Annotated in this window: 20 protein-coding genes; 2 read left to right on the top strand and 18 right to left on the bottom strand. The window is 41.3% G+C overall.

The window, feature by feature from the left end; genetic code table 11:
* The first annotated feature begins 4 nt into the window (after positions 1-4).
* Positions 5-1,573, top strand: coding sequence for a VCBS repeat-containing protein (locus Q0R88_RS24925; RefSeq protein WP_295721143.1), 1,569 nt, complete (start codon positions 5-7; stop codon positions 1,571-1,573).
* 86 nt (positions 1,574-1,659) lie between these two features.
* On the opposite strand, the gene Q0R88_RS24920 is transcribed toward Q0R88_RS24925, so the two are convergent.
* The 12 genes from Q0R88_RS24920 to Q0R88_RS24865 form a co-directional block, all read right to left on the bottom strand.
* A complete protein-coding gene (locus Q0R88_RS24920; RefSeq protein ID WP_295721142.1) occupies positions 1,660-2,565 on the bottom strand; it encodes a PepSY-like domain-containing protein in 906 nt (301 codons plus the stop codon).
* 138 nt (positions 2,566-2,703) lie between these two features.
* Positions 2,704-3,792, bottom strand: a complete 1,089-nt coding sequence (locus tag Q0R88_RS24915; RefSeq protein WP_295721141.1) for a hypothetical protein — start codon at positions 3,790-3,792, stop codon at positions 2,704-2,706.
* A 144-nt stretch (positions 3,793-3,936) separates the two neighbouring features.
* Positions 3,937-4,557 (bottom strand): tetratricopeptide repeat protein, encoded by a 621-nt coding sequence (locus Q0R88_RS24910; RefSeq protein ID WP_295721140.1) that lies wholly within the window; start codon positions 4,555-4,557, stop codon positions 3,937-3,939.
* Positions 4,545-5,732 (bottom strand): hypothetical protein, encoded by a 1,188-nt coding sequence (locus tag Q0R88_RS24905; protein WP_295721139.1) that lies wholly within the window; start codon positions 5,730-5,732, stop codon positions 4,545-4,547. The genes Q0R88_RS24910 and Q0R88_RS24905 overlap by 13 nt, the downstream gene beginning before the upstream one ends.
* Entirely contained in the window at positions 5,714-7,870 is a 2,157-nt protein-coding gene (locus Q0R88_RS24900) for an urea transporter (protein ID WP_295721138.1), read from the bottom strand. Before Q0R88_RS24900 ends, Q0R88_RS24905 begins: the two co-directional genes overlap by 19 nt.
* Positions 7,867-9,222 carry a hypothetical protein gene (locus Q0R88_RS24895; protein WP_295721137.1) on the bottom strand — a complete coding sequence of 452 codons (1,356 nt, stop codon included), beginning with the start codon at positions 9,220-9,222 and terminating at the stop codon, positions 7,867-7,869. The genes Q0R88_RS24900 and Q0R88_RS24895 overlap by 4 nt, the downstream gene beginning before the upstream one ends.
* Positions 9,223-9,232: 10 nt before the next feature.
* On the bottom strand, positions 9,233-10,285 hold the full coding sequence (locus tag Q0R88_RS24890; RefSeq protein WP_295721136.1) for an ATP-grasp domain-containing protein: 1,053 nt from the start codon (positions 10,283-10,285) through the stop codon (positions 9,233-9,235).
* Entirely contained in the window at positions 10,285-10,533 is a 249-nt protein-coding gene (locus tag Q0R88_RS24885; RefSeq protein WP_295721135.1) for a PqqD family protein, read from the bottom strand. Before Q0R88_RS24885 ends, Q0R88_RS24890 begins: the two co-directional genes overlap by 1 nt.
* A 102-nt stretch (positions 10,534-10,635) precedes the next feature.
* Positions 10,636-11,013, bottom strand: a complete 378-nt coding sequence (locus Q0R88_RS24880) for a response regulator (RefSeq protein WP_295721134.1) — start codon at positions 11,011-11,013, stop codon at positions 10,636-10,638.
* A gap of 177 nt (positions 11,014-11,190) precedes the next feature.
* Complete coding sequence (locus Q0R88_RS24875) at positions 11,191-11,889, bottom strand: LytTR family DNA-binding domain-containing protein (protein WP_295721133.1); 699 nt, start codon at positions 11,887-11,889, stop codon at positions 11,191-11,193.
* 8 nt (positions 11,890-11,897) lie between these two features.
* A complete protein-coding gene (locus Q0R88_RS24870) occupies positions 11,898-13,076 on the bottom strand; it encodes a sensor histidine kinase (protein ID WP_295721132.1) in 1,179 nt (392 codons plus the stop codon).
* 361 nt (positions 13,077-13,437) lie between these two features.
* On the bottom strand, positions 13,438-13,899 hold the full coding sequence (locus tag Q0R88_RS24865) for an ester cyclase (protein WP_295721131.1): 462 nt from the start codon (positions 13,897-13,899) through the stop codon (positions 13,438-13,440).
* Between the two features lie 233 nt (positions 13,900-14,132).
* On the opposite strand from Q0R88_RS24865, the gene Q0R88_RS24860 reads away from it, so the two are divergent.
* Complete coding sequence (locus Q0R88_RS24860) at positions 14,133-16,271, top strand: prolyl oligopeptidase family serine peptidase (protein ID WP_295721130.1); 2,139 nt, start codon at positions 14,133-14,135, stop codon at positions 16,269-16,271.
* 82 nt (positions 16,272-16,353) lie between these two features.
* On the opposite strand, the gene Q0R88_RS24855 is transcribed toward Q0R88_RS24860, so the two are convergent.
* Genes Q0R88_RS24855 through Q0R88_RS24830 form a run of 6 tightly spaced genes read right to left on the bottom strand, consistent with a single transcriptional unit; the run spans position 16,354 to position 21,572 of the window.
* Positions 16,354-17,112: a 6-phosphogluconolactonase gene (locus tag Q0R88_RS24855; RefSeq protein ID WP_295721129.1), complete on the bottom strand. Its 759-nt coding sequence runs from the start codon at positions 17,110-17,112 to the stop codon at positions 16,354-16,356.
* Positions 17,112-17,378 carry an HPr family phosphocarrier protein gene (locus tag Q0R88_RS24850; RefSeq protein WP_295721128.1) on the bottom strand — a complete coding sequence of 89 codons (267 nt, stop codon included), beginning with the start codon at positions 17,376-17,378 and terminating at the stop codon, positions 17,112-17,114. The genes Q0R88_RS24855 and Q0R88_RS24850 overlap by 1 nt, the downstream gene beginning before the upstream one ends.
* A complete protein-coding gene (gene ptsP / locus Q0R88_RS24845; RefSeq protein ID WP_295721127.1) occupies positions 17,375-19,093 on the bottom strand; it encodes a phosphoenolpyruvate--protein phosphotransferase in 1,719 nt (572 codons plus the stop codon). Before ptsP ends, Q0R88_RS24850 begins: the two co-directional genes overlap by 4 nt.
* Positions 19,090-20,682, bottom strand: a complete 1,593-nt coding sequence (locus Q0R88_RS24840; protein WP_295721126.1) for a PTS system mannose/fructose/sorbose family transporter subunit IID — start codon at positions 20,680-20,682, stop codon at positions 19,090-19,092. The genes ptsP and Q0R88_RS24840 overlap by 4 nt, the downstream gene beginning before the upstream one ends.
* Before the next feature lies 1 nt (position 20,683).
* Entirely contained in the window at positions 20,684-21,160 is a 477-nt protein-coding gene (locus Q0R88_RS24835) for a PTS sugar transporter subunit IIB (protein ID WP_295721125.1), read from the bottom strand.
* Positions 21,153-21,572 carry a hypothetical protein gene (locus Q0R88_RS24830; RefSeq protein WP_295721124.1) on the bottom strand — a complete coding sequence of 140 codons (420 nt, stop codon included), beginning with the start codon at positions 21,570-21,572 and terminating at the stop codon, positions 21,153-21,155. The genes Q0R88_RS24835 and Q0R88_RS24830 overlap by 8 nt, the downstream gene beginning before the upstream one ends.
* Between the last annotated feature and the right edge of the window lie 5 nt (positions 21,573-21,577).

Here is a 21,577-nt window from a genome sequence, read left to right as displayed (position 1 = left end):
AATTATGAATATCAGACTGATCATCTTAACGGTGCTTTTTGCGATAACGTTGATGATCGGTCTGAATTCATTAACCTATAGCCCTGTTACTGCAAGGGTGAAGCCGGTAAAGGCAGATGATGGGGGAAAGGCCTTGTTCACTACTTTTTGTGCTACATGCCATATGTTGCCAGATCCCACCAGTTTAACTAAAGATGTTTGGCGCTTGCATGTGCTGCCGGTAATGGCCGCCAGGATGGGGATCATTTATCCCAACTATGATCCGTTGCGCGGATTATCTGATGAAGAAAAGATAGTCGTAAAAAAAAATAACATCATCCCCGATGCCCCTGTTTTAAATTTGGATGAATGGAATAAGCTGGTAGCGTATGTGATCAGTTTAGCGCCCGATTCCCTTATTGCCGATGACAGCAGGCTAACCCGTAACAGCCCGCTAAAACAGTTTACCAGGCAGGATATTCAAATTGATGACCAGGTACCATCATTAATAACCGGGTTAGAGTATAACTCGGAAACTAATACCTTATGGATAGGGAATTTTCTTAACAAGGTTTATAACTGGAAATATAATATTGGCGTTACAAAAACAATAACTACAGAAAGCCCGGTAGTTGATTTTAATTTTTATAAAGGAAGCACTTATTTTACCGAGATAGGTAAACTATACCCAACCGAGCTAAGTTTGGGATCATATGTAAGCTATAAAGACAGTACCAGCTCCGTATTGCTAAGTGCCTTGCACAGGCCCGTTAATTCTCAACTAGTTGATCTGAATAATGATGGAGATCCTGAGATTATTGTTTGTAATTTCGGGAATAAAACAGGGGGCTTATCGCTGTTTAAAAAGAATAAAGCCGGCAAATATGTGGAAACTGTTTTACTGCCGCTTGCCGGGGCTATTAAATGCTATGTGAAGGATATGGATGGCGATGGCAAAAAGGACATTGTAGCTATGTTTTCGCAGGGAGATGAAAGTGTTTACATTTTCTATCAGAAAGATAATCTGAAATTTAAAGCCCAGAGAGTGTTGCGGTTTCCGCCCAACTATGGTACTACGGACATGACGCTGGTTGATTATAACCACGATGGACTTACCGATATTATAACCGTGCACGGCGACAATGCTGATTACTCACAGGTATTAAAAGCATACCACGGTATCCGGATTAATATTAACCAGGGCAATAACGTTTTTAAAGAGCAGTTTTTTTATCCGATATACGGTGTAACCCGTGTTTTGGCCGAAGATTTTGATAAAGACGGTGATATAGACTTTGCCTGTAGTGCTTTCTTTCCCGATTTTGGTAAACTGGTGGATGAATCTTTTGTATACCTTGAAAATACAAACCAGAAGAAGTTTACTTTTAAACCCTACATCCTGAAGAGCGAGATCCCCCTGAAGACTTTAACCCTGGAGAAAGCCGACATTGACGGCGACGGTGATATTGACATTATAGCAGGTAATTTTGCCCAAAGCCCCGGTGCTGTTCCTAAAGAGCTGGATGCTAAATGGAAAGGCGCAAAGTATGGCATCACTATTTTTATGAATCAGCTTTATCAGCCAAAGAAATAACCGGTAATAAAAAGAAACCTATTTTTTAAACAAAAACCCGGTATCTACCTAAAGATAACCGGGTTAAAATATACTACGGGAAGATTTTAATGCACAGCAAATGCTTTAACAAAAATGCCGCTGGCATCAAATACTAAAGCATATTTGGTACTGTTTGATGTAATTACTACATCATACCCTTTTAAGGTACCACTTACACTGTAAGAAAATGCCTTGTCAAGCACATAGCCTGGGTAGGTTGTTGTTAAGTAAGTTGTAATAGCAGCCGGCAAACTGGTTTCGGCAATTGCAGTGTGTTTGCCTGCATGTTTATCAATTTGGGTGCGTTTAATTAATGTACCGTTTGCTTTGATAGCAGTGGCAAACAAGCCGTTATTTTTACTGATGAGCACGTAGGCACTATCGGGAGTAATGGATGCATGCAGCAGCGTATCTGTTGAATAGGTGGTTTTGAAGTAGCTGGTCACCGCAGCAGGGAGAGCAGATATAGCGATAGTATCGCGGTGTTTGCCATCACGATTGTCAAAGGGGCCGCCATGGTGCCATCCCTGTCCCATCAAATCATGCCCGGCTCTCTGCTCCAATATACTTACAAATGTTCCATCAGCAGTAAATTTTAAGCCTACCAAAGCACTGTTGTATTTAATCACCACAATGTAATTGGTAATTGCTTTGGCGCTATCGGCTATTGAATAGGCTTTTTTAAAGGTATAACCGCTGTAGTTTGCAGTTAAGTAAGTGCCAATTGAGGATGGTAGCGCACTGGAAGCAACCGTGTCTTTTTTGCTATGCTTGCCATAGCAGCCAACCACGTAAACGGTATCTGTTGTGCCAGATGCCAAACTAACGGCGATAGCCCCTGTTGACGTGATGGTAGAGGAAGTTGTGGTGGTAGCGGAAGCTGATTTGGAAGCGTTTTCCTTTTTACACGATGCCAGGCACCCTGCAACACTCAACAATAATAACAATTGGTAAATTGATCTCATTTTCATCTGAATTAATTTTAAGTTGATGGTTAGTATGGCCTTGATGGCCATTTTTTCTTATCTAAAATTAACTCAGCAGCAGCAGCGTTGAAATTATGTGTCGATGAATAGCTATTATAAATCGATGAATAAAAATCGCCTCCTTTAATTGTTTTTTAACCCAATTTGGTGATTGTCATAATCAGTTAGGTATTCATTCTTTATAAAAAAGTCGATGCTTAAAATGGTACGGTAATCGGCGGTATTATTAGGGTTTTGTACCTCGGTAAGGTTGCCCGTATTTGATGTAGTGTAAGTGTATGTGAAACCCCTGTTGGTAGTTATTGTTACCACGGAATTTGCCGGCAGCGCCCCTATGGCGTTTGTGGCCAGCCTGTCTTCAATAGTAGTTACAGAGGGTGTTCCGGTATCAAACAGGAACTGTGCTGCAATTGTTTTTCCGCTGTAAGTTATTGTTCCGGGAATATTTGGCGAATAACCGCTGGTGGTATTGGTAAGCGGGTGCATAATAAAATTTGATGAGGAAAGGTCTGATGCTGTAAGGCCTATGGTAAGCAAGCCGGAAACGTAGGTGGGCGTACCTAAAAAACTGGTTGTATTTAAAGTGGCAATCTTAAAGCCGCTTGTAAGACCGGTGCCGTATTCAAAAAACCTTAATGGACTTGAAATTTCGCTCCGGGTGTTGCTTAAACCTGGCCCAACGCCAAAAACATCAGCCGAGTGGGCACTTAGTTGTTTGCCGGTTCCGTCAATTATTTTATAATATAAAAAAATGGGTACCCGCTTCAAATTCAGGCTTCCTAAGGAGTTGCCTACCTTAATGTTGGCATAAGCAAGGTTCCCGTATTCCTTAGTGGTACCGGTAGCATCGCCAAAACTTATAGTGGCAGTTTTGGGAGTTACAGTAATACCATTAACAACTGTAGAATCGCCGGTAACGGTGATTCCGGCTGAAGTGATCATGGATGCTGGAAGTATCCCTGTGGCATCTATGGTTAATCCCGGCGAGCCGGTATCAAATATAGTTCCATAATTTACCGTTTGCGTACCAACCTGGGTAATTGGGATAAGTACTCTTTTGTTTTGGCCGAGGGAGTATTCGTATAAGCCCAAAGTTACTGGCGTTGCGTTTACTACCGCAGGCGTGGTTTTGTCTTTTGTACAAGAACTGAATATTAAAATAAACGCCAAAAAACCAATGATTTGCGCTTTTAAATATATTTTTACTTTCATGTATATAGTATATACGGTTATATTAAATTGTTAGATTGAGTGGGAACTTAATAGTTTTAAATCATGATAAAATTGACCCAATCAAAAGTATAACATTATTCCCTGAACATTGCCAGGAATCGATAAATGGGCTTAATGACCCGATTAATTGCACCTGTTTAAACCATCGGTACTGGAAGCATCCGCGGGCTTAATGATTAATGCTCTTTCAAAAAGGGGTTTGGCATCTGCTTTTTTACCTGTCATCAGGCTACTCCAGGCCAGCATGTGGTTACCATCATAATCAAAAGGATAAAGGGTAACTACTACTTTAAAACACCGAATGGCCGCATCATATTGTTTTCGGTTATAATAAATTACACCAGCCCAATAATTGGCCTGCGCATTTTGAGGATCAATCCTCAATATGGCCAAATATTGTTCAAGTACTTTATCCCAGCTCTGTAAAAACGATAACGGCTTTACATATCCAAACTTTGCCTCAATAGCGCCCGGTTTTATACTGATGGCTTTTTGATAATAAGATTGCGAAGCAGTATAGTTTTTATTGAGATAATGGAGCCAGCCTAAACGGATATTAACCTCATAACTGTTATCACTAAGATAAGGATAAATATCATTAATAGCAGCTATATAATTTTTGTTCTGCTCATTGGCGTAGCTATTATGGAAAGCTTTTTGCAGCACAACATTGGTTTGCGCCTGCAATCTTATCACCAGTAAAATTAAAAATACTGCTATAAACGTTTTCTTTAAAATTTCCATGTTATACCTAACGTAACAGAATTTTGATTGTAATTTACAGCGCGGTAAACGTCTGTTTTATTTTCATAAATATAGTTCAAATCCAATAGCGCGTGAGAACTCAACTGGTAAAAAACGGTTTCTCCACATTTAAATTTTGTAGGATCGATAGAATTATAAACGTAAAGTCCATCAGCATCTAAGTAATCATCCTGGTTACCAAAAGTAGCCAATGTTTCAATCCAGGTTTTATTCAACACCTTAAACCCAATGGCCTGGCTATAAATAAAATTATTTGCTCCGCTTAAATTTAAAACGGACGCCCGGCTAATGGTATATAAGTTAAGATTACCTAAGGGATAAAAATCCATCCTGGCGTTATATTGTTTTAACGTTTTATTGATCAGTTTTCCAAAATTAATATCCCCCTGTAAATCAATATAACGTCCTGTGTATTTTATGCCTAATAAACCAAGGTTGCTGTTATTAATATTACTCCTGTAAGTAGTATATATGTAATGGTATGAGCCAACAATTGCCAGGTAGTTATTAAACGCAAATTGTGTTTTAATAAAATATTCCAGCTGTTTATCAGTTTTGCCCAATAGGTCTTTATTATTGTCTTTGTCTTTATATGATGACCGGAATATATTTTGGTTAAATGAAATTGCCGATTGTTCCAGTTGCAGGCGCCAGCCTAAACGATTACTGATGCCTATACGTTCAAAAAAACCATTATCGCGCTGGTTGTTATTGGGCAGCTTTATACCGCTTTCCGCATCGGCATCAACTAAGCCTAAAGCGGTAATTTTTATTGAATGCAAGGTTTCCTTATCAAGATAAGCTGCATGATATGATGCGCCTAAATCATTATTAAGATAAGTATTACAATAGTAAGCGTAGAGCCGTGCTGTTGAGTTAAAGGAATCCTTATTTAGTACCTGGGTAAACTGGCTGATGGCAGCTTTATAATTGCCGGTAACCATGTAAGCATATCCCATTTTAAAACGCAGGCCGGGGAAATCCAGGCTATCGGCAATTGATTTATTTCCAAAAACAATCAGTTGTTTCCAGTCGCCGGCATTGTATAGTTGCTCAGCAGTACTATCTGCCAGTGCAAATTTGTTGTCCTGCGCGTAAGTGGCAACATTGGCAAATATTAAAGCAAGAAATAATATTAGTTTTCTGTACTCCATTGTGCCTTAATGTGTTTCCCGTTTAAATTGATGCTCAAAGCATGTAAGCTATCATGATCTATACAAAGTGTTGCTTCCATTATCGGATTTTTTTTACCGGCAAATGCCATGTATTGTTCAGATCTGATACTTAAGCCCGTTTTTTTAACCTGGCTACTGTTTTGGTAACTTATATTGATAAACCTGTAAAAAGGTGCTACAAAATCCTGTAAACAAAGCAAGGCCTTATTGGTAGTTAGATGCACAGGAAAATCATCATTAACCAACATCGTTTCGGTATTATTAAAAATGATCTTGTAAGCAGCCAGGTAAAAGTAATATAGCAAAGATTGCTGATCGCCATAAAAGCTGGTGAAGTAAAACATAGCGCCATTATTTATAAAATATGCCACGGCACCTGTGGTTTTGCTGTAGATGCAGGCTTGGCCTAATTCATCTTTAAAAACTTCCCAATTCTCGGTTGCTCCGTTTTCGCGGGTAAGTTTTGCTGTATAACCAGGCTGCAGGTCGAAGGCCTTTTTAATTGATGGATTAACTTCGGGGTTACCAATTAATTCTCCTTCGGAGGGAACGCTATAGCTCACCAGGCTGTTTTTATTATCAACCCGGTTAAAATAATAAGCAAATGGATAGCTCAAAGTTTTTGAGCCAATATAAGGGGTGGCCTGAATTTGGAAATGTAAATGAGGCTGGGGCGAGCGGCCCGAATTACCGCAAAAGCCCAGGAGGTCGCCTTGTTTAATCACTTCGCCTGGTTTTACTTTGATGGATTTTTTTTTAAGGTGTGATACTTTTGAATATAACCCGGTGGCATGAAAAATAACTACCGTATTGCCCCAGTTATCTTTCATGTTTTGGTCGCCTATGGCATTATCCTCAATATGGTTAACTACCAGTTCTACAATGCCATCGCCGCAGGCTAATACGGGCTTATTGTAACAATAAAAATGCTCGGGCAGGGTGCCGGGATATTGAAAGGTGCTTTGTTCCTCATCGCAAATTACAAAATCCAGGGCCTGACCCCAGTCGCCTTTGTGCGTAATGGTGCCATTGTAACCCTGTGAAACTGTCCAATAGCCCATAAAAGGCAGGGTCAGTTTAAAGTATTTAAAATCGTTAAGTCGGTTTCGGAGGTTTAAAAACTGGTACAGGTTTCTTTCAGGAGCGTAATGCTGCACCCGCGCTAATTGCAGCTTACCAGCATATCTGCGTAGCGTTAAAAAATATAGCAAACTGATATTGACTATGCAAAATGGAAGCGAAAAAATTGGCAAAGCATGAACCGACATAAAGCCGGTAAGCGAATTGATGACGATAAAGCCCAGCGGGATACACAATATTGCCAGCAAATAGGAGCGCAGGGATGGTATGGTAAAAAAACTACCGATAGCCACAGATGTCATCATGAAATTTGCGCCTAAGTGATAATAGCTGATGCCTTCGGGATAGGTATGCGTTATATTGTTAAGCCCACAGGCAGCTATGAAGCTGATGATAAGTAAGCTAAAGGCAATGCGCGAGTGGATGAGCATGCCAATAGTTATCAGCATGCCCGCAAGAATATTATGCTGAAATAAAATGGCACTTAACGATCTGAAAAATAAGCTTACAAATGGAGGCACTACCAGGGCCAGGTAGCCGTCAATCCCTGCCAGGTTACCCGGGCCGGCATAAATTTCGGCTAAAAGGTAGCTGCTTTTTTGCAGCAAGCCCATATTAAAAATGCTGTTTGATGCCAGCAATATCATCCAGAATACCAGGATAAATGGGAGAGATAGCATAGGCAGGCCAATTTTGCCGAGGCGATGCGCAAAAATAACAGCAGCAATTATAACCAGTATGCAGGCAACAAGCAGCCATATAACAAATAGCAGGTTAACATGGTAAAATGCCCCAAAAGCAATGCCCAGTAATAAACTGTTAAAACTATAAATACCCCTTTGAAGGTCATCACCACCCAACTTGAGTAGTTTGCAAACCAGCAGGGAGAAAATAACGCAGCTTAATCCGGCAAATCCCGAAGTTGTGTTGAAAAAAGAAACCACCAGTAAAATGATCCCCAATACCCGGCTCTGCGAAAAAAACAGTACCGAATAGGAATTGATGACCGATTTTATAAATGATGGAATTTGCTTCACTTACTGGCTTTTAAATGGGTTGGAATAAGCTCCGGTTCCTGGGTATAATCAAGTGTTTCATTAGCGCGGATCAGGTGTGGATGCTGTTGCTCATCTATCAACACAACGGCGGGTCGCAGGGTGATAAACTGCATCCACTGGGTCATGTTATAGGCGCCTACTTTGTGCACCACTACCTGGTCGCCGGGGTTAAGCGGGGGCAGGTTGATGCTTTCTCTTATTACATCTATATTCATACAAAGCGGCCCATATATTACCATGTTTTCGCTGTGTGGCATAAAATCCTGCGCGGGGCTTATCTGGTGCTCATACCAAAACGAGGTGAATAAAATGTTTACGCCGAAATCCACAATGGTAGCCCTTTTTCCATTGCTTAATCGTTTGTTGGCTATAACGGTACCCAAAAGATATCCGGCGTCATCGATTAATACCCGTCCGCTTTCTAAAATAAGCATGGGGAGATATTCATTGGCAAAACCGAAGTTGAGCAGGGTAGAGGTTATTACTTCTGCAAAATCATCTATCGATGGTACGGTATCATTTCCCGGCAGGTAAGCGCCTTTTAAAGTATTGGTTGATGGAAAACCACCACCCATATCAATGTATTCAATTTTGTGGTTCAATTGGATTTGGCAGCGCATGGCCAGGTTGCACAGTTTAGTGGTTGCTATACCGTATGCATCTGTAGTAAGCATATAAGTGCCTATGTGGCAATGTAAACCAACTAATAGCAGCTTGCCCGAATCAATAACTTTTGATAAGGCCGTCCAGGCTTCGTCGTTTTCATAGTTAAAGCCAAAGCGATCCCAAAGGGGATATACACCGGTATCCATATTAACCCGGATAGCCACGCGCGGTTTATTGGTGAACTCCTTAGTTAAATTAAGTAGGTGGTTAAGTTCTTCAAAATGATCTATATGGATGAGTGAATCATTTTCGATCGCTATTTTTAAATCATCATTTGATTTACCAGGGCCGTTAAAAATGATTTTGTTGCCTGGTACGCCATTGCCCAATGCTTTGCGATACTCAAAACCTGATACCACTTCGGCCCAGCTGCCTTCCTGGTGAAATACCTGGCAAACTGCGTTGAGGTAGTTGGTTTTATAGCTCCATGCAAACTGTACTTTAGGGTAACGCGTGCTGAAGGCCCGGTATGCCGAGCGGTAATTTTTACGGATCTGCTTTTCGGATAATACAAAAACAGGAGAACCATAATTTTCAATCAGGCTTTTAACCGAAACCCCATCGATGCTTTTAACAGGCTGCACACCGGTACGGGTGCCAAACTTGTTCATAACACCGGCGTGCAGTTTTTTAATATATGGTTTTTCGTATTCCAGCTTTTTCATTGTAATCAAATTATAGTTCGCCAAATACCGAGAATTGTTGAAAATCGCTAATGTCGGTTACGTGGTCCCAGGAGTATCGCACAAATAATTTACCGGCCTGGTAGTCATCAAAAGGCTCAACAATATCTCCCAATGCCATTTTTACCAATGCTCCAGGTTGATTTTGCCCAGCCGCCGCTGTCAAATAAATCCATGCCGGAAAACGCGGGTTGATCTCCAGGATATATAAATGCCCGTCCTCGTTGCTCATGATCTCCATTTCATAACCACCTTTCCAACCGGTTGCCAGCGCGAAATTATTACCCAGTTCAATAAACTTTTCATCCTTAATGGTAACTCCCGCCCAGGCCTTTCCTTTATCGGTAATGTATAGCTTGCGCATGGCCACTATACTTGTGTTATTGCCTTTACCATCGCCAAGGGCAGCTATATTAATCTCGGTACCTTTTATAAACTGTTGCGCTATCACCGGTACACCCCAGGCCGCGTTTAACTGATGAAATGCTTTAATAGCCTGATCCATAGTGTAAACTACAGAGGCCTCATAAAACTTACCCTTTATTACCATGGGGAAGTTGAACTCATCCGCCGCTTTTTTTATATCATCTATAGTATAAAGTTTGTGATCGGCCGGCACGTAAAACCCATGCTTCAATCCAAAATCCTTTAAATTCACCTTATCCCTCACTGCCAGCTGCTGATGCGAGGGCAGGAAACTCGCGATACCAATTTGCATTAATTGCGGGGCTATCTTTATGAAATTAAACAGCTCCGAATCAAAATTGGGGATAATAAGATCCAGCTTTTCCTGCTGGTGTATGTAAGTGAGCCGTTCAAGTAAAGCGTTTGCTCCCTCGGTTGGATAGGGGATCTGGTAGGTTTTATTTACATGATCGCGCAAATAAATGCCCGGCTCCAATGGTTCATAAGATAAACCGATAATCCTTAGCCCTGCTCCAAAGCTCTCCTTTAGTGAACGGATAACGGCCATTCCCGGACCGGGATTGTCATTGGCATTTATACCGGTAATGGCAAGGCATAAATTAGCGTATTTATCTGCCATTATCCTTCGGTTTCAAGCAAATTTGCTTCCTTCAGTTGTATCATCCAATCTTCCCAATCGCGCTCCAGCTGGTCTGCACCTACATCATATTTGTCAAGAATATCTTTTTTGATCTCGTGCCCCGTTTTACCACTTTTCATGGCTATTAAAAGATGTGCTGCCATGGCATTACCAGAAAAGGAATCGCCGGTGGCCGGGTTAAAAATAAACCCATTTTCGCTGGTTGCTATGTTACTCTTTATCTTCATTTATAATTGCAGGGAATGTAAATAATAAAGGTTAAACTTAACTGGTTTAGGTGAGTTTTACAAAAGCAATACCCAATATGGTGTTTAATTATAAAGCCTTATTTATGATGCCATTAAATATTGCATCCGCGATGCCAGTAGTTCCATATCCAATGGTTTAACAAAAAGAGCATCACATTTATAGGATTCCAGCTGGGCCTTTTTTGTTTTAAAAGCAGTAACAACAATGATAGGGACACCCTTTAATTGCTCATCCTCTTTAAAATCCTGGCATACCAGGGCACAATCCATATCAAGTAATAAATATTCCAGGATAATAAGGTCGGGATGGATCAACTTTGCTTTATCGTAAATCGCATTGGGATCATAGGTTAAATGAACATCAAAATCACCATAATACATAATGTCATCAATTACTGATAACATCCTGCTGTTTTTATCAAGGATCAGGATCTTTTTTTTGTTTCCGGTAGTTTTCATGTGTTTAGGGGATAATTAATGCAGGAATCAAAGCAAATGTGCCTGTTGCCCTGGATATCAATATGGCTGGTTTTTAAATAGTGTTAACTCTGATATAAAATTGAGCTTATTTTATGCTGTATTAAACAATGTGTCGTTAAATACCATAAATGTGCCGATGAATGGGTTAATGCACAGCTATTTGGACCAGTCTTTAATGAAATCGGCATAGTTGGTGCCAACAGGCAACTCTATATTACGCAGTTTAACTTTTCGGTTATATATTGATCTTATCTGCGCTTTAGCAACCACAAAGCTGCGATGGATACGGATGAACTGGGCAGCCGGTATTTTTTCCATAATGCTTTTTAACGACATAAGGGTAAGTACCGGTTTTTCGGCACTTAGTAAATGGATTTTGATGTAGTCCTGCATACTTTCGATGTACTCAATATCCCTGATGCTGATCTTGATCACCCGGTACTCTGAGTGTACATAGATGTACTCATCTTCGTTGGTTTGGCTGGTATTCTTAAACTGGTAATAGTCAATAGCTTTATGTACTGCAGCGCCAAAGCGGCTACTGTTTATCGGCTTTAACAAGTAATCTAACGCTTCCAGCTCAAAACCTTCAAAAGCAAATTTTTTGTATGCTGTGGTAAATATGACCATTGGTTTTTCTGGCAGCGAACGCACCAGGTCAACACCCGTAATATCGGGCATATTAATATCAACAAAGAGTACATCTACTTTATTGCTTTTTAAATATTCCGCGCCGGAGATAGCATCTTCAAAAGTGTTTACCATTTTCAAAGCCGGGTAGTCGGATACATATTTTTTGATGATCTCCAGCGCTAGTGGTTCATCATCAATGGCTACACATTTTAACTGCATCATGGTGTTCTTTAACTATCAATTTCCAACTCCACCCGAAACGTAGTGCCATCCGAACTAATGTTGAGCTTGTGCTTTCCGGGGTAAATATGCTGCAGCCGCTGCCGGGTATTAGTTATGCCGATACCTTTACGGCTGGATGTGGGGCGGTTATCAAATATTGTATTCTCGCAGGTGAACAATATTTTACCATGGGTTACATCCAGGTTTATGTTAATCACAGATGGTGCATGTTTACTTACGCCATATTTAAATACATTTTCAATAAAGGTCATCAATACCAGCGGCGGTATTTTCTGCTGATCGATATCGCCAGAGAAATTAAAATTAAGCGTGGTTTTTTTACCCAGTCGCAGTTTTTGCAGGTCGATATAATCATTGATGCAATCTATCTCGCTTTGCAGCAGCACAAAATCTTCTGCAACTTCATCAGTAACATAGCGCATAATGTTGGAGAGTTTCATAATACTTTCCGAAGTGTGTTCGCTATCGGTTACAGATAGCGCGTATATATTATTCAGTGTATTGAACAGAAAATGCGGGTTGATCTGTGCTTTAAGAAATGATAGCTCTGCATGAGCCTTTTCAGCCTCGGCCCTGATCACCATTTGCTCGGCAAGCTGCCATTTTTGAACCGTGCTCATGGCAATACCTAAGCCGATAACAATGACGAAGATAAATAGGCCTACCATATCAATATTCGCCGATTGATGGATGAAAATGATTTGGTTTGACGGTTTCACCAGGCTTGGATCCTGCATCCGCAAATCTTCATGAGGCAGCGGGCCAAAAGGCATGTTTTTAGGTGCCGAGGTATCGCTATCCGCTCCAGTCATCGGCTGTGGCCCTATTGCGTTTGTAGTAATATGCTTTTCTTTGAGTAAATTATGCAGTAACAGATTATCAAAAGGCTGTAAAAAATACACACAACCCGAAAGTAAAAGCACAATAATCCCATACGCTATATATTTTTTGTGGAACACAAACCGTGGCACCAGGTACCAGGCATTAAAGTAAAACATAAAAATATAGGTAAGACAAAACAGCCAGTAATAGGGCGATAATATAACGTTATAGGTGCTGCCGCTGCTTTGTTGCGTACGGTTCATAAACAGCAGAGGGAAACCAAAAAATACCAGCCAGCCGGCAGCGTGAATAAATATGTTGGTGGCTTTTTTGGAAAGGATCATCTGGTTAAAAAATTTACTAAATATAGCAGCCGTTATGCTGCCAATTAATGATCATCTTAAATTAGTTAAACTTTCAAATAAAGCCCTTTTTCATTTGATGCCATCTGCTGATTTGTGCAGGTTTATAAATAAGCGCCCCATACATGTACAGGGCGCTTTAAACTTTATGAAAAACAGAACACAATAACCCAGCGGATGTCCCTATTCCTGAATCATTGGCTCAAAGGTGATGAATGATGGGGCCGCAACCAATGGTTTATCGGTGAACCGTGGTTTTGTATAGATGAATGGGGATATGCAGCTTATTTCATAGTTGAAAAACAGGTATGGATATATAAAATGAATTGAACACAACTGTTTATTATTCTTTAAGCGCATTATCCCAATGCTCGGCTATTTTACCATCCTCTACACGCAGCATTTCAAAGGAGGCGGTTGTGTATTTTTTGCCGGGTGCTTTTGGATCGGGGTGTTCCTCTCTAAAGCTCAGTACAACCCAATCGCCTTCGGCAACTATAGAGATCAGGTTTGCTTTAATAGTTGCACTGATTGGCAGTGGTTTGGCAAACTTGGAAAAGAAATCAATAAAACCCTGCCTTCCGGTAGGTACGTTTGGGTTATGCTGGATGTATGTTGGGAGAAGATATTTAGAAGCCAGGTCCAGGTGGCCACCTTCTAATACCTCGCGCCAGAAATCATAGACCAGTTTTTTGTTTTTGGCAAGCTTAGGGTCCTTACTGTAAAGCATCGCCTTTTGATCCTGACCAAAAGAATTAAAAGCCAATAAAAGTGTAAAACTTAACAACAGCAGTGCTTTTTTCATGTGATCAATAATTGGTTGTTTAAATTGGTTGTTTAAATATATTTAAATTTTTGCTCCGGTTAATTCTTTAATCATAAAACGCTGGTGATGCTTTTATAATAATCAAAGTTTTAATAAAGAATAAGTATTTGAACGTTAGTTGATTACGTGTTTTTACGCATTGTTGAATTTTTTGAAGTGAAAATAATTTAAGATAAGGAAATATTGCATAACTTGCTGAAAACCTTATAGTAATGAAGAAAATCGCCTTGCTTTTTGTGGTTGTGAACGTCACAGGAGCTGTGTATGCCCAGGTTCCGGCAACACCCAAAAAAACAATTGTTGATAATTATTTTGGTATGAAGGTAAGTGATAATTATCGCTGGCTGGAAAATACTAAAGATAGTACCGTTCAAAAATGGTTTAAAGCCCAGGCCGATTACACAAATAGTGTTATAGATAAAATTCAAGGCAGAGATAGCCTTATAAAAACACTAAAATACTATGATTCATTGGAACCCTTTAAAATTCGCGGTATAATTAAAAAGGGTGGCCGTTACTTTTACAAGAAAACCCTTCCTGCAGAGAATGTAGGGAAACTTTATTACCGTACGGGCGAAAATGGCAAAGAAATTCTATTGTATAATCCATTGCCAATCAAGGGTAAGCAATATTCTATAAACTATTTTCAACCGAGCGAGGATGGTAAAAAGATTGCCTTTGGTATATCTGTAAGCGGTTCAGAAACCTCGACCATCTATGTAATGAATGTCGATACCAAAAAGCTATATCCCGAAAAAATATATCCGTCGTGGTTTGGGGTAAGCGGGTGGTCGGCTGATAATAAAGGATTTATTTATACCATTCAAAATAGCGGCGATAATACGGCCATGAACTCTATGACGGATACCCGCAGTATGTATCATGTAGTTGGCACAAAGCCGGCTACTGATAAATTAATTTTTAGTCGTAAAAAATACCCTCATCTTGGTATAACGCCAGAGGATCTCTGTTTTGTAGGTTACTCTGAAGATCTGAAATATATTTTTGGCATTTTAGCAGGGGTAAACCGGGAAATTAATTGCTTCTATGCACCCACAACAGAACTTTTTAAATCTACTATCGGCTGGAAAAGGCTGTTTAAAATAGATGACCATGTTACAAATTTTGTTTTTAAAGGCGATGATGTTTATATGCTTACTTATGAAGGCGCTACTAAATTTAAGATCACCAAAACAAACGTGAAAAAATTTAGCGTTGCCGATGCGGAAACCATTATACCAGAGCAGCAGGCTACTATTGATAATATAAGCCGAGGAAAGGATTTTATGTATTTTACTACTAACGATGGCATCAATTCAAGAGCATACCAATATGATTTTGTAAAGGGAAAGTCGGAAGAAATAAAGCTGCCGGTTAGCGGTACAGCTTATGTTGGCCCTGTTGATATTAAAAGCAACGAGGTACAATTGGGTATAACCGCATGGAAGCAGCCCTTTACTATTTACGACTACAACCCGCTTACCGGTGTTGTAAAACCATCTGTATGGACGCCTAAAGTGGAGTATCCGGGTGTTGAAGATGTTGTGGTAGAAGAGAAAGAGATAAAAGGGCTTGATGGCACCACAATTCCCCTTACCATTATGTACAATAAAAATGTAAAACGCGATGGTAGTGCCGTTTGCTACATGACCGGTTATGGGGCTTATGGCATATCCTCAACCCCATATTTTAGCATCTATGAACTGGCCCTGATGAACAAGGGTGTAATAGTTGCCGAAACCCATGTGCGTGGCGGCGGCGAAAAAGGGCAGGATTGGTATAAAGCCGGTTATAAAACCACCAAGCCTAATACCTGGAAAGATTTTATAGCATCGGGCCAGTACCTTGTTGATAATCACTACACCAGCACCACGCACCTGATAGGCGAAGGAACCAGTGCCGGAGGGGTACTGATAGGACGTGCCATTACTGAGCGGCCCGATCTTTTTGCCGCGGCTATCAGTAACGTAAGCTGTAGCAACGCCCTACGAATGGAGAACTCGCCAAATGGATTAAATAACACCAAGGAGTTTGGCACCGTAAAAGATTCTGTTGAGGCAAGGGGGCTTTATGAAATGGATGCTTTTCAGCATGTAAAGGAGGGTACAGCCTACCCGGCAGTAATTTGCATTGGCGGGATGAATGACCCCAGAGTAATTGTATGGCAGCCGGGTAAATTTGCAGCCGCACTGCAAAACGCAACTACGTCTGGCAAGCCTGTTTTAATGTCTGTTAATTATGATAACGGCCACTTTACCGAAAATAAGGAGATCTCCTATCGTAATTTTGCTAATCAATACGCCTTTGCCTTGTGGCAGGCAGGGCATCCGGATTTTCAGCCGGCTAAATAAAAAACTTTAAAAATAATCTAACAGATATCTGAATACGCCAGGACGGAAGTTTTTAAACTTCTTGTCCTGGCGTATAATAAAACTAAAAAACAAATCCCCGTTGCTTTGCCTTTTCGTAAATTAACGCGCCGGCATCTGCATCCAACAAAATTTCGCAGTTGGGATGTAATTGAACTACCGAGGCTGGAATATCTGTTGAAACCGGGCCTAAGATGGCCTGCTCAATAATGCGGGCCTTGTGCGCGCCTTTGGCTATCAGGATAAGCTTACGGGTATGCATAATGTTTTTTATGCCGCGGGTTAATCCTCCTAATACCACATCATCAGGTACTTGTGTTTCCCGGCGTACACGGGCTTCAAAGTCGGGGTCCATTGGTGATACCCATGTTTCACTTTCAAATGGCGTACCGGGCTGGTTTATGCCTATGTGTCCATTGCTGCCAATGCCAAGCATCTGCAGGTCGGCGCCGCCACGTTCGGCAAGGCGTTGTTCAAATAGCAGGCTTTCGGCCTCAAAGTCATCACTCATGGTAGGGGGCATAATAAAGTTTTCATCAGGTATGCCCAGCGGCCCGGCAATCTGGTTCAGTATCATGGTATAACAGCTTCCTGCATATTCGCGTGGCAGGTTGGTGAGTTCGTCCACATTAAAAAGCGTAACGCGCGATACATCAAAAGGGTATTGGGTGTAAATATCAGATACAATACGGTGCATATCCATCGTAGTTTGGCCTGTTGAAAGACCTATCACAGCGCTCGGTTTTTCCAGCATTTGGCCTATGATGCGCCATGCCGCTGTCTCATTAAATTCACGTTCGTTTTTGGTGATCGTTATCTTCATTACAAATGTTTTAGTTCTTCGTGAAAAAATATATCAATGGCTACCATTGCGCTTACCTCGTCCTCACCTTCAATAATAATAGTAATGGTGTCATCGCCCTTTGTTGCCAGCGAAAGTATATTGAGCAGGCTGTTAAGCCTTACTGTACGCTCGCCCTTTTTCATGCTGATGGAAGATGTGAACTTTTTAGAGAGTTTTACTAACGCGGTTGCCGGCCGGGCGTGAATCCCCTCGGCAGCGGTGTTCTTATATTCTTTTGAGATCATTTATTTACCTCCTTTAAATATGCGGCGATAGCAATTGAATTATCCATAGCCATAACCCGTTGTTTTACTTGTTTTGCAAACTCCATATCGCTTTGAATAATCGTGTTTTTTATATGGGGTATGGATGTGGCGCTCATGGAAAACTCTTTTAACCCCATGCCTAATAGCAGCAGGGTGGCGTCGGGGTCCGATGCAAGTTCGCCGCACATGCCAACTTCAATATTGTTTTTGTTTGCCTCATCAATTACATAACTTATCAGCCTGAGTACTGCCGGATTATAAGGGTCATAAAGGGTTTTTACCTTCTCATTCATCCTGTCAACAGCCAAAGTATACTGGCAAAGATCATTTGTGCCGATGCTGAAGAAATCAACCTCTTTGGCCAACAGGTCGGCAGTGATAGCTGCAGAGGGGATCTCGATCATGATACCTATCCTGATAGTTTTATCAAAACCGATACCAGCTTTATCCAGTTCTTCCATAGCCTGGTTCAGTATGACTTTCGCCGCGCGGATCTCCTGCACATTAGCTATCATCGGGAACATGATCTTAAGCTTCCCAAATGCACTTGCCCGTAATATAGCTTTTAACTGTGTAATAAAAATATCAGTTCTATCTAAACAGATCCTGATGGCGCGGTAGCCCAGAAAAGGGTTTTGCTCGGCAGGGAAATTAAAATAGGGAAATTGTTTGTCGCCCCCAATATCCAGTGTGCGCACAACAACTGGTTTGCCTTTCGCTTTTAACGCTACTGCTTTATAAAATGTAAATTGTTCTTCCTCTGTTGGTAACGAATCGCGGCCCATAAATAGTAATTCAGTACGCAGCAGGCCGCTGCCTTCAGCTCCAAAGCTATGGGCATGTTCCATATCATCAGCATTGGCAATGTTGGCAAATAGTTGTACTAATGTGCCGTCTGTGGTTATTGCCGCTTTGTTTTTCTGCGACTTTAATAAAGCCGTTTCGGCAAGCCAGTTCTCCTTTTTTACCTGGTATTCAATAATAGTTTCCTCATCCGGGTTTATGATGATTTCACCGGTTTGGCCATCAAGAATCAGGTGATCGTTGTTTTTAATGTTTGCCAATGTGTCTCCGCAACCAACAACCGCCGGGATACCTCTTGATTTGGCAATAATAGCAGCATGCGATGTTTTGCTGCCGGCCTGCGTTGCAAAACCAATAACATGGGTAATATCCATGCTAATGGTATCAGATGGAGTAAGGTCTTCTGCGATAATTATAGTGTTGCGCTGATATATTCTTGCAGCGGTTTTGCCCGTAATATTTAAGTTTTTTAAAATCCTGTTGCCAATATCCTGTACATCTGCCGCACGGGCCTGCAGGTATTCATTGTCCATGCCTTTAAACATGGCTACGGCATCAGCAATTACTGCTATAACGGCGTCGTTTACGTTCCTCTTTTCGATCGCTATTTTTTGGGCAACATCCTCTTTAATTTGCGGATCGCTTAACAACTCTATATGAGTTTCCAATATTTCCAGGCCTTCGCTGCCATTGTCTTCATCATAACTATCAATCATGATGTTTATTTCTGTCAAGGAACTATTTACAGCTGTGTCGAATTTTTCAATTTCGAAGGTGATGGCCGAGTCATCAGTCAATATCAACCCTGTTAAGGCGGCTTCCTGCTTTTTAAGCACATAAGCATTGCCTATTGCAATTCCGGGGGATGCACCTGTGCCAGTTAAGATCATACAAATAAATGGATTATACTGCCTATAAAACCCAGCGCCAATAAGCCTAACAACAGCCAGGTGGTTTTAACCTGTTTTTTTACAAAATAATATACCAGAAAGGTAAGTGCAAGCGGTATCATGGCAGGTAATATCTGGTCAAGGATACCTTGAATCGACACCGCCGACGATGAACTGCCAATGTTCAGTGGTGTTTTGATAACCATTAGTGTAGCCGGCATAGCGCCGACCACCATTAGTCCTAAAATAGCCGCGCCTGCTGTAAGCCTGTCCATCACATTGTTTTTGGCAAGGTTCTGCAGAAATTTGGTGCCTGTATTGTATCCTATAAACGTGAGGTTATACCTCAATAGCAAATGAGGTACATTAAATATCAACAGGAAAAGCAGGGGGGCCAATATGTTACCTTTTATTGCCAGCGAAGTACCCACCCCGGCAGCGATAACCTTGAATGTACCCCAAAACAAAGAATCAAACACCCCGGCCAATGGCCCCATGAGGCCTAATTTTACCGAACTGATAGAATCCTCGTCAAAATCTTTATCTGCCTTATTTTGCTCTTCCATGGCTGCAGTAATACCTATGATTAACGTTGAGCCGTAGGGACTTGTGTTGAATAATTGCAAATGTCTTATAAGTGCTTTTGACATTTCGGCCTTGGTTTGATAGAGTTTTTTTAGCACGGGTATCATAGCAAATACAAAGCCTGTATTTTGCCATGTTTCAAAGTTAAAGTTGGCCTCTAATGTAAGCGAGCGGAAAAATAACTTACGCAATATGCCCTTGCTTAATTTGTGTTGAGGTTGTGCCGGGATACTTTCTGTTGGAGGATCGTCAAAATCAAATTCATTATCCGCGGCAGTTGCCGGTTTAGGCGGGGCCTGGGTAACTATCAGGGCTATAATTACACCAAGCCCTCCAATGGCAATTATGGGCAGCTTTAAAAAGGCAGCCAGCGTAAACCCCAGGAAAAAATAGGGGGCAACTTTTTTATTGAACATCAGGTTCATCAGCAGCGCGAAACCCAACGCAGGCAGCATATTGCCCGCCACCTGCAGGCCTGATTGTACCCATGCAGGTATGAGATTTAAAAATGATTTAATGGCGGTTGATCCTGTTTCGAGCGCTACAAAAACGATGATCCCCATGAGCAGGGGTTTTAACAGGCCGGATAGAATATGCAGCCGTTGAATACTTTCATAATCTCCATGGTCTGCATATTGTGCAAATTTTTTATTGTATATGGCCCGGAAAACAAACAGCCCGCTAATTACCATTTCGGCTAAAATGGATATCGGCACAGCCAAAGCCAGGGCGATGGCGGGGCCTTTGTGTGATAGAATGGCAAAAGCGGTGCCCAGCACACCACCGGTAATAATATCGGGAGGGATAGCAGCGCCCACCTTAATATTGCCCATGAAGATTAGTTCCAGCGTAGCACCAATCATTACCCCCTGTTTAACATCTCCCAAAACCAAACCCACCAGCGGCCCTAATACTAAAGGCCTGCTCAATAGGGTAGTTCCCAAAAAATCCTCCAAATGCCCAAAAACGGCTATCAGGGTAAGGAGAAGGAATGTTGTTAGCACTTTATTGGGTTATTAACGTTTCTATCATTACTTTTTTATCGGTAGGTACCTGTCTTACTTCCAGCTCAAGTCCCTTAGCCAGCATTTCTTTTATAATTAGGATATCTTCGTCGGTAAGGGCGATAGCTTTTGAAATTGATCGGGTGCCTTCCTTCGTACGGATGCCTCCAAAGTTTATCGATCTGATTTCGCTTATTTCATCAACCAAAACAGCCGCATCCCTAACAGAATTAACGATGAGTAAAATTTTAAGGTTTTGGGCGCGGGGATCATTTAAAAAGATAGCCGCATCAGCCAGTGATTTGATCAGCAACTTTGCCGATGCGGGCTTAGCCAGGCCGAGCGTCATTTTCATGAATTCGTCTTTTGCCACCTTATCATTGGCCACAACTAAACAATCAGCATCAAGGGCAGGCGTCCAGGTAAACGCTACTTGCCCGTGTACCAATCTGTCGTCTATCCGTATCAGTTTAATCATTGTCAGGGTTGTTTTGTTGTTCTTCTATGAGTTTATTGACATAGGCAAGCTGCGCTTTTGCGTTCTCAATGGCGCTTTCTATCACTTCGGCAACCGGGGTATCATTGTCGCTTAAAATAACTTCAATTAACAGCGGTAAATTAAAGCCCGATAAGATGTGTACATTTTCGCGCAGTGCTTCCCTTAGCATAATGTTATTTACGCTTCCGCCAAGCAGATCAGTAAAAATGATCAGTTCATCATCATCACTAAGGCTATCCAGGATAGGTTTCAGCTCATCTTCCACAGAAACGTTCTGGTCTAAATAAGCACCAATCAGGAATAGGTTTTCGGTTTCGCCAATGATAATTTCAAGGGAGGATTTTACCCCATTGGCAAAGGCTCCATGTGTAGCTATCAGGAATTTTCTCATACTTT

It is taken from the genome of Mucilaginibacter sp. (assembly GCF_025362475.1).
Classification (GTDB): domain Bacteria; phylum Bacteroidota; class Bacteroidia; order Sphingobacteriales; family Sphingobacteriaceae; genus Mucilaginibacter.
The sequence above is the reverse complement of the archived record's forward strand: the minus strand, read 5'-3'. Positions and strand labels throughout refer to the sequence as shown.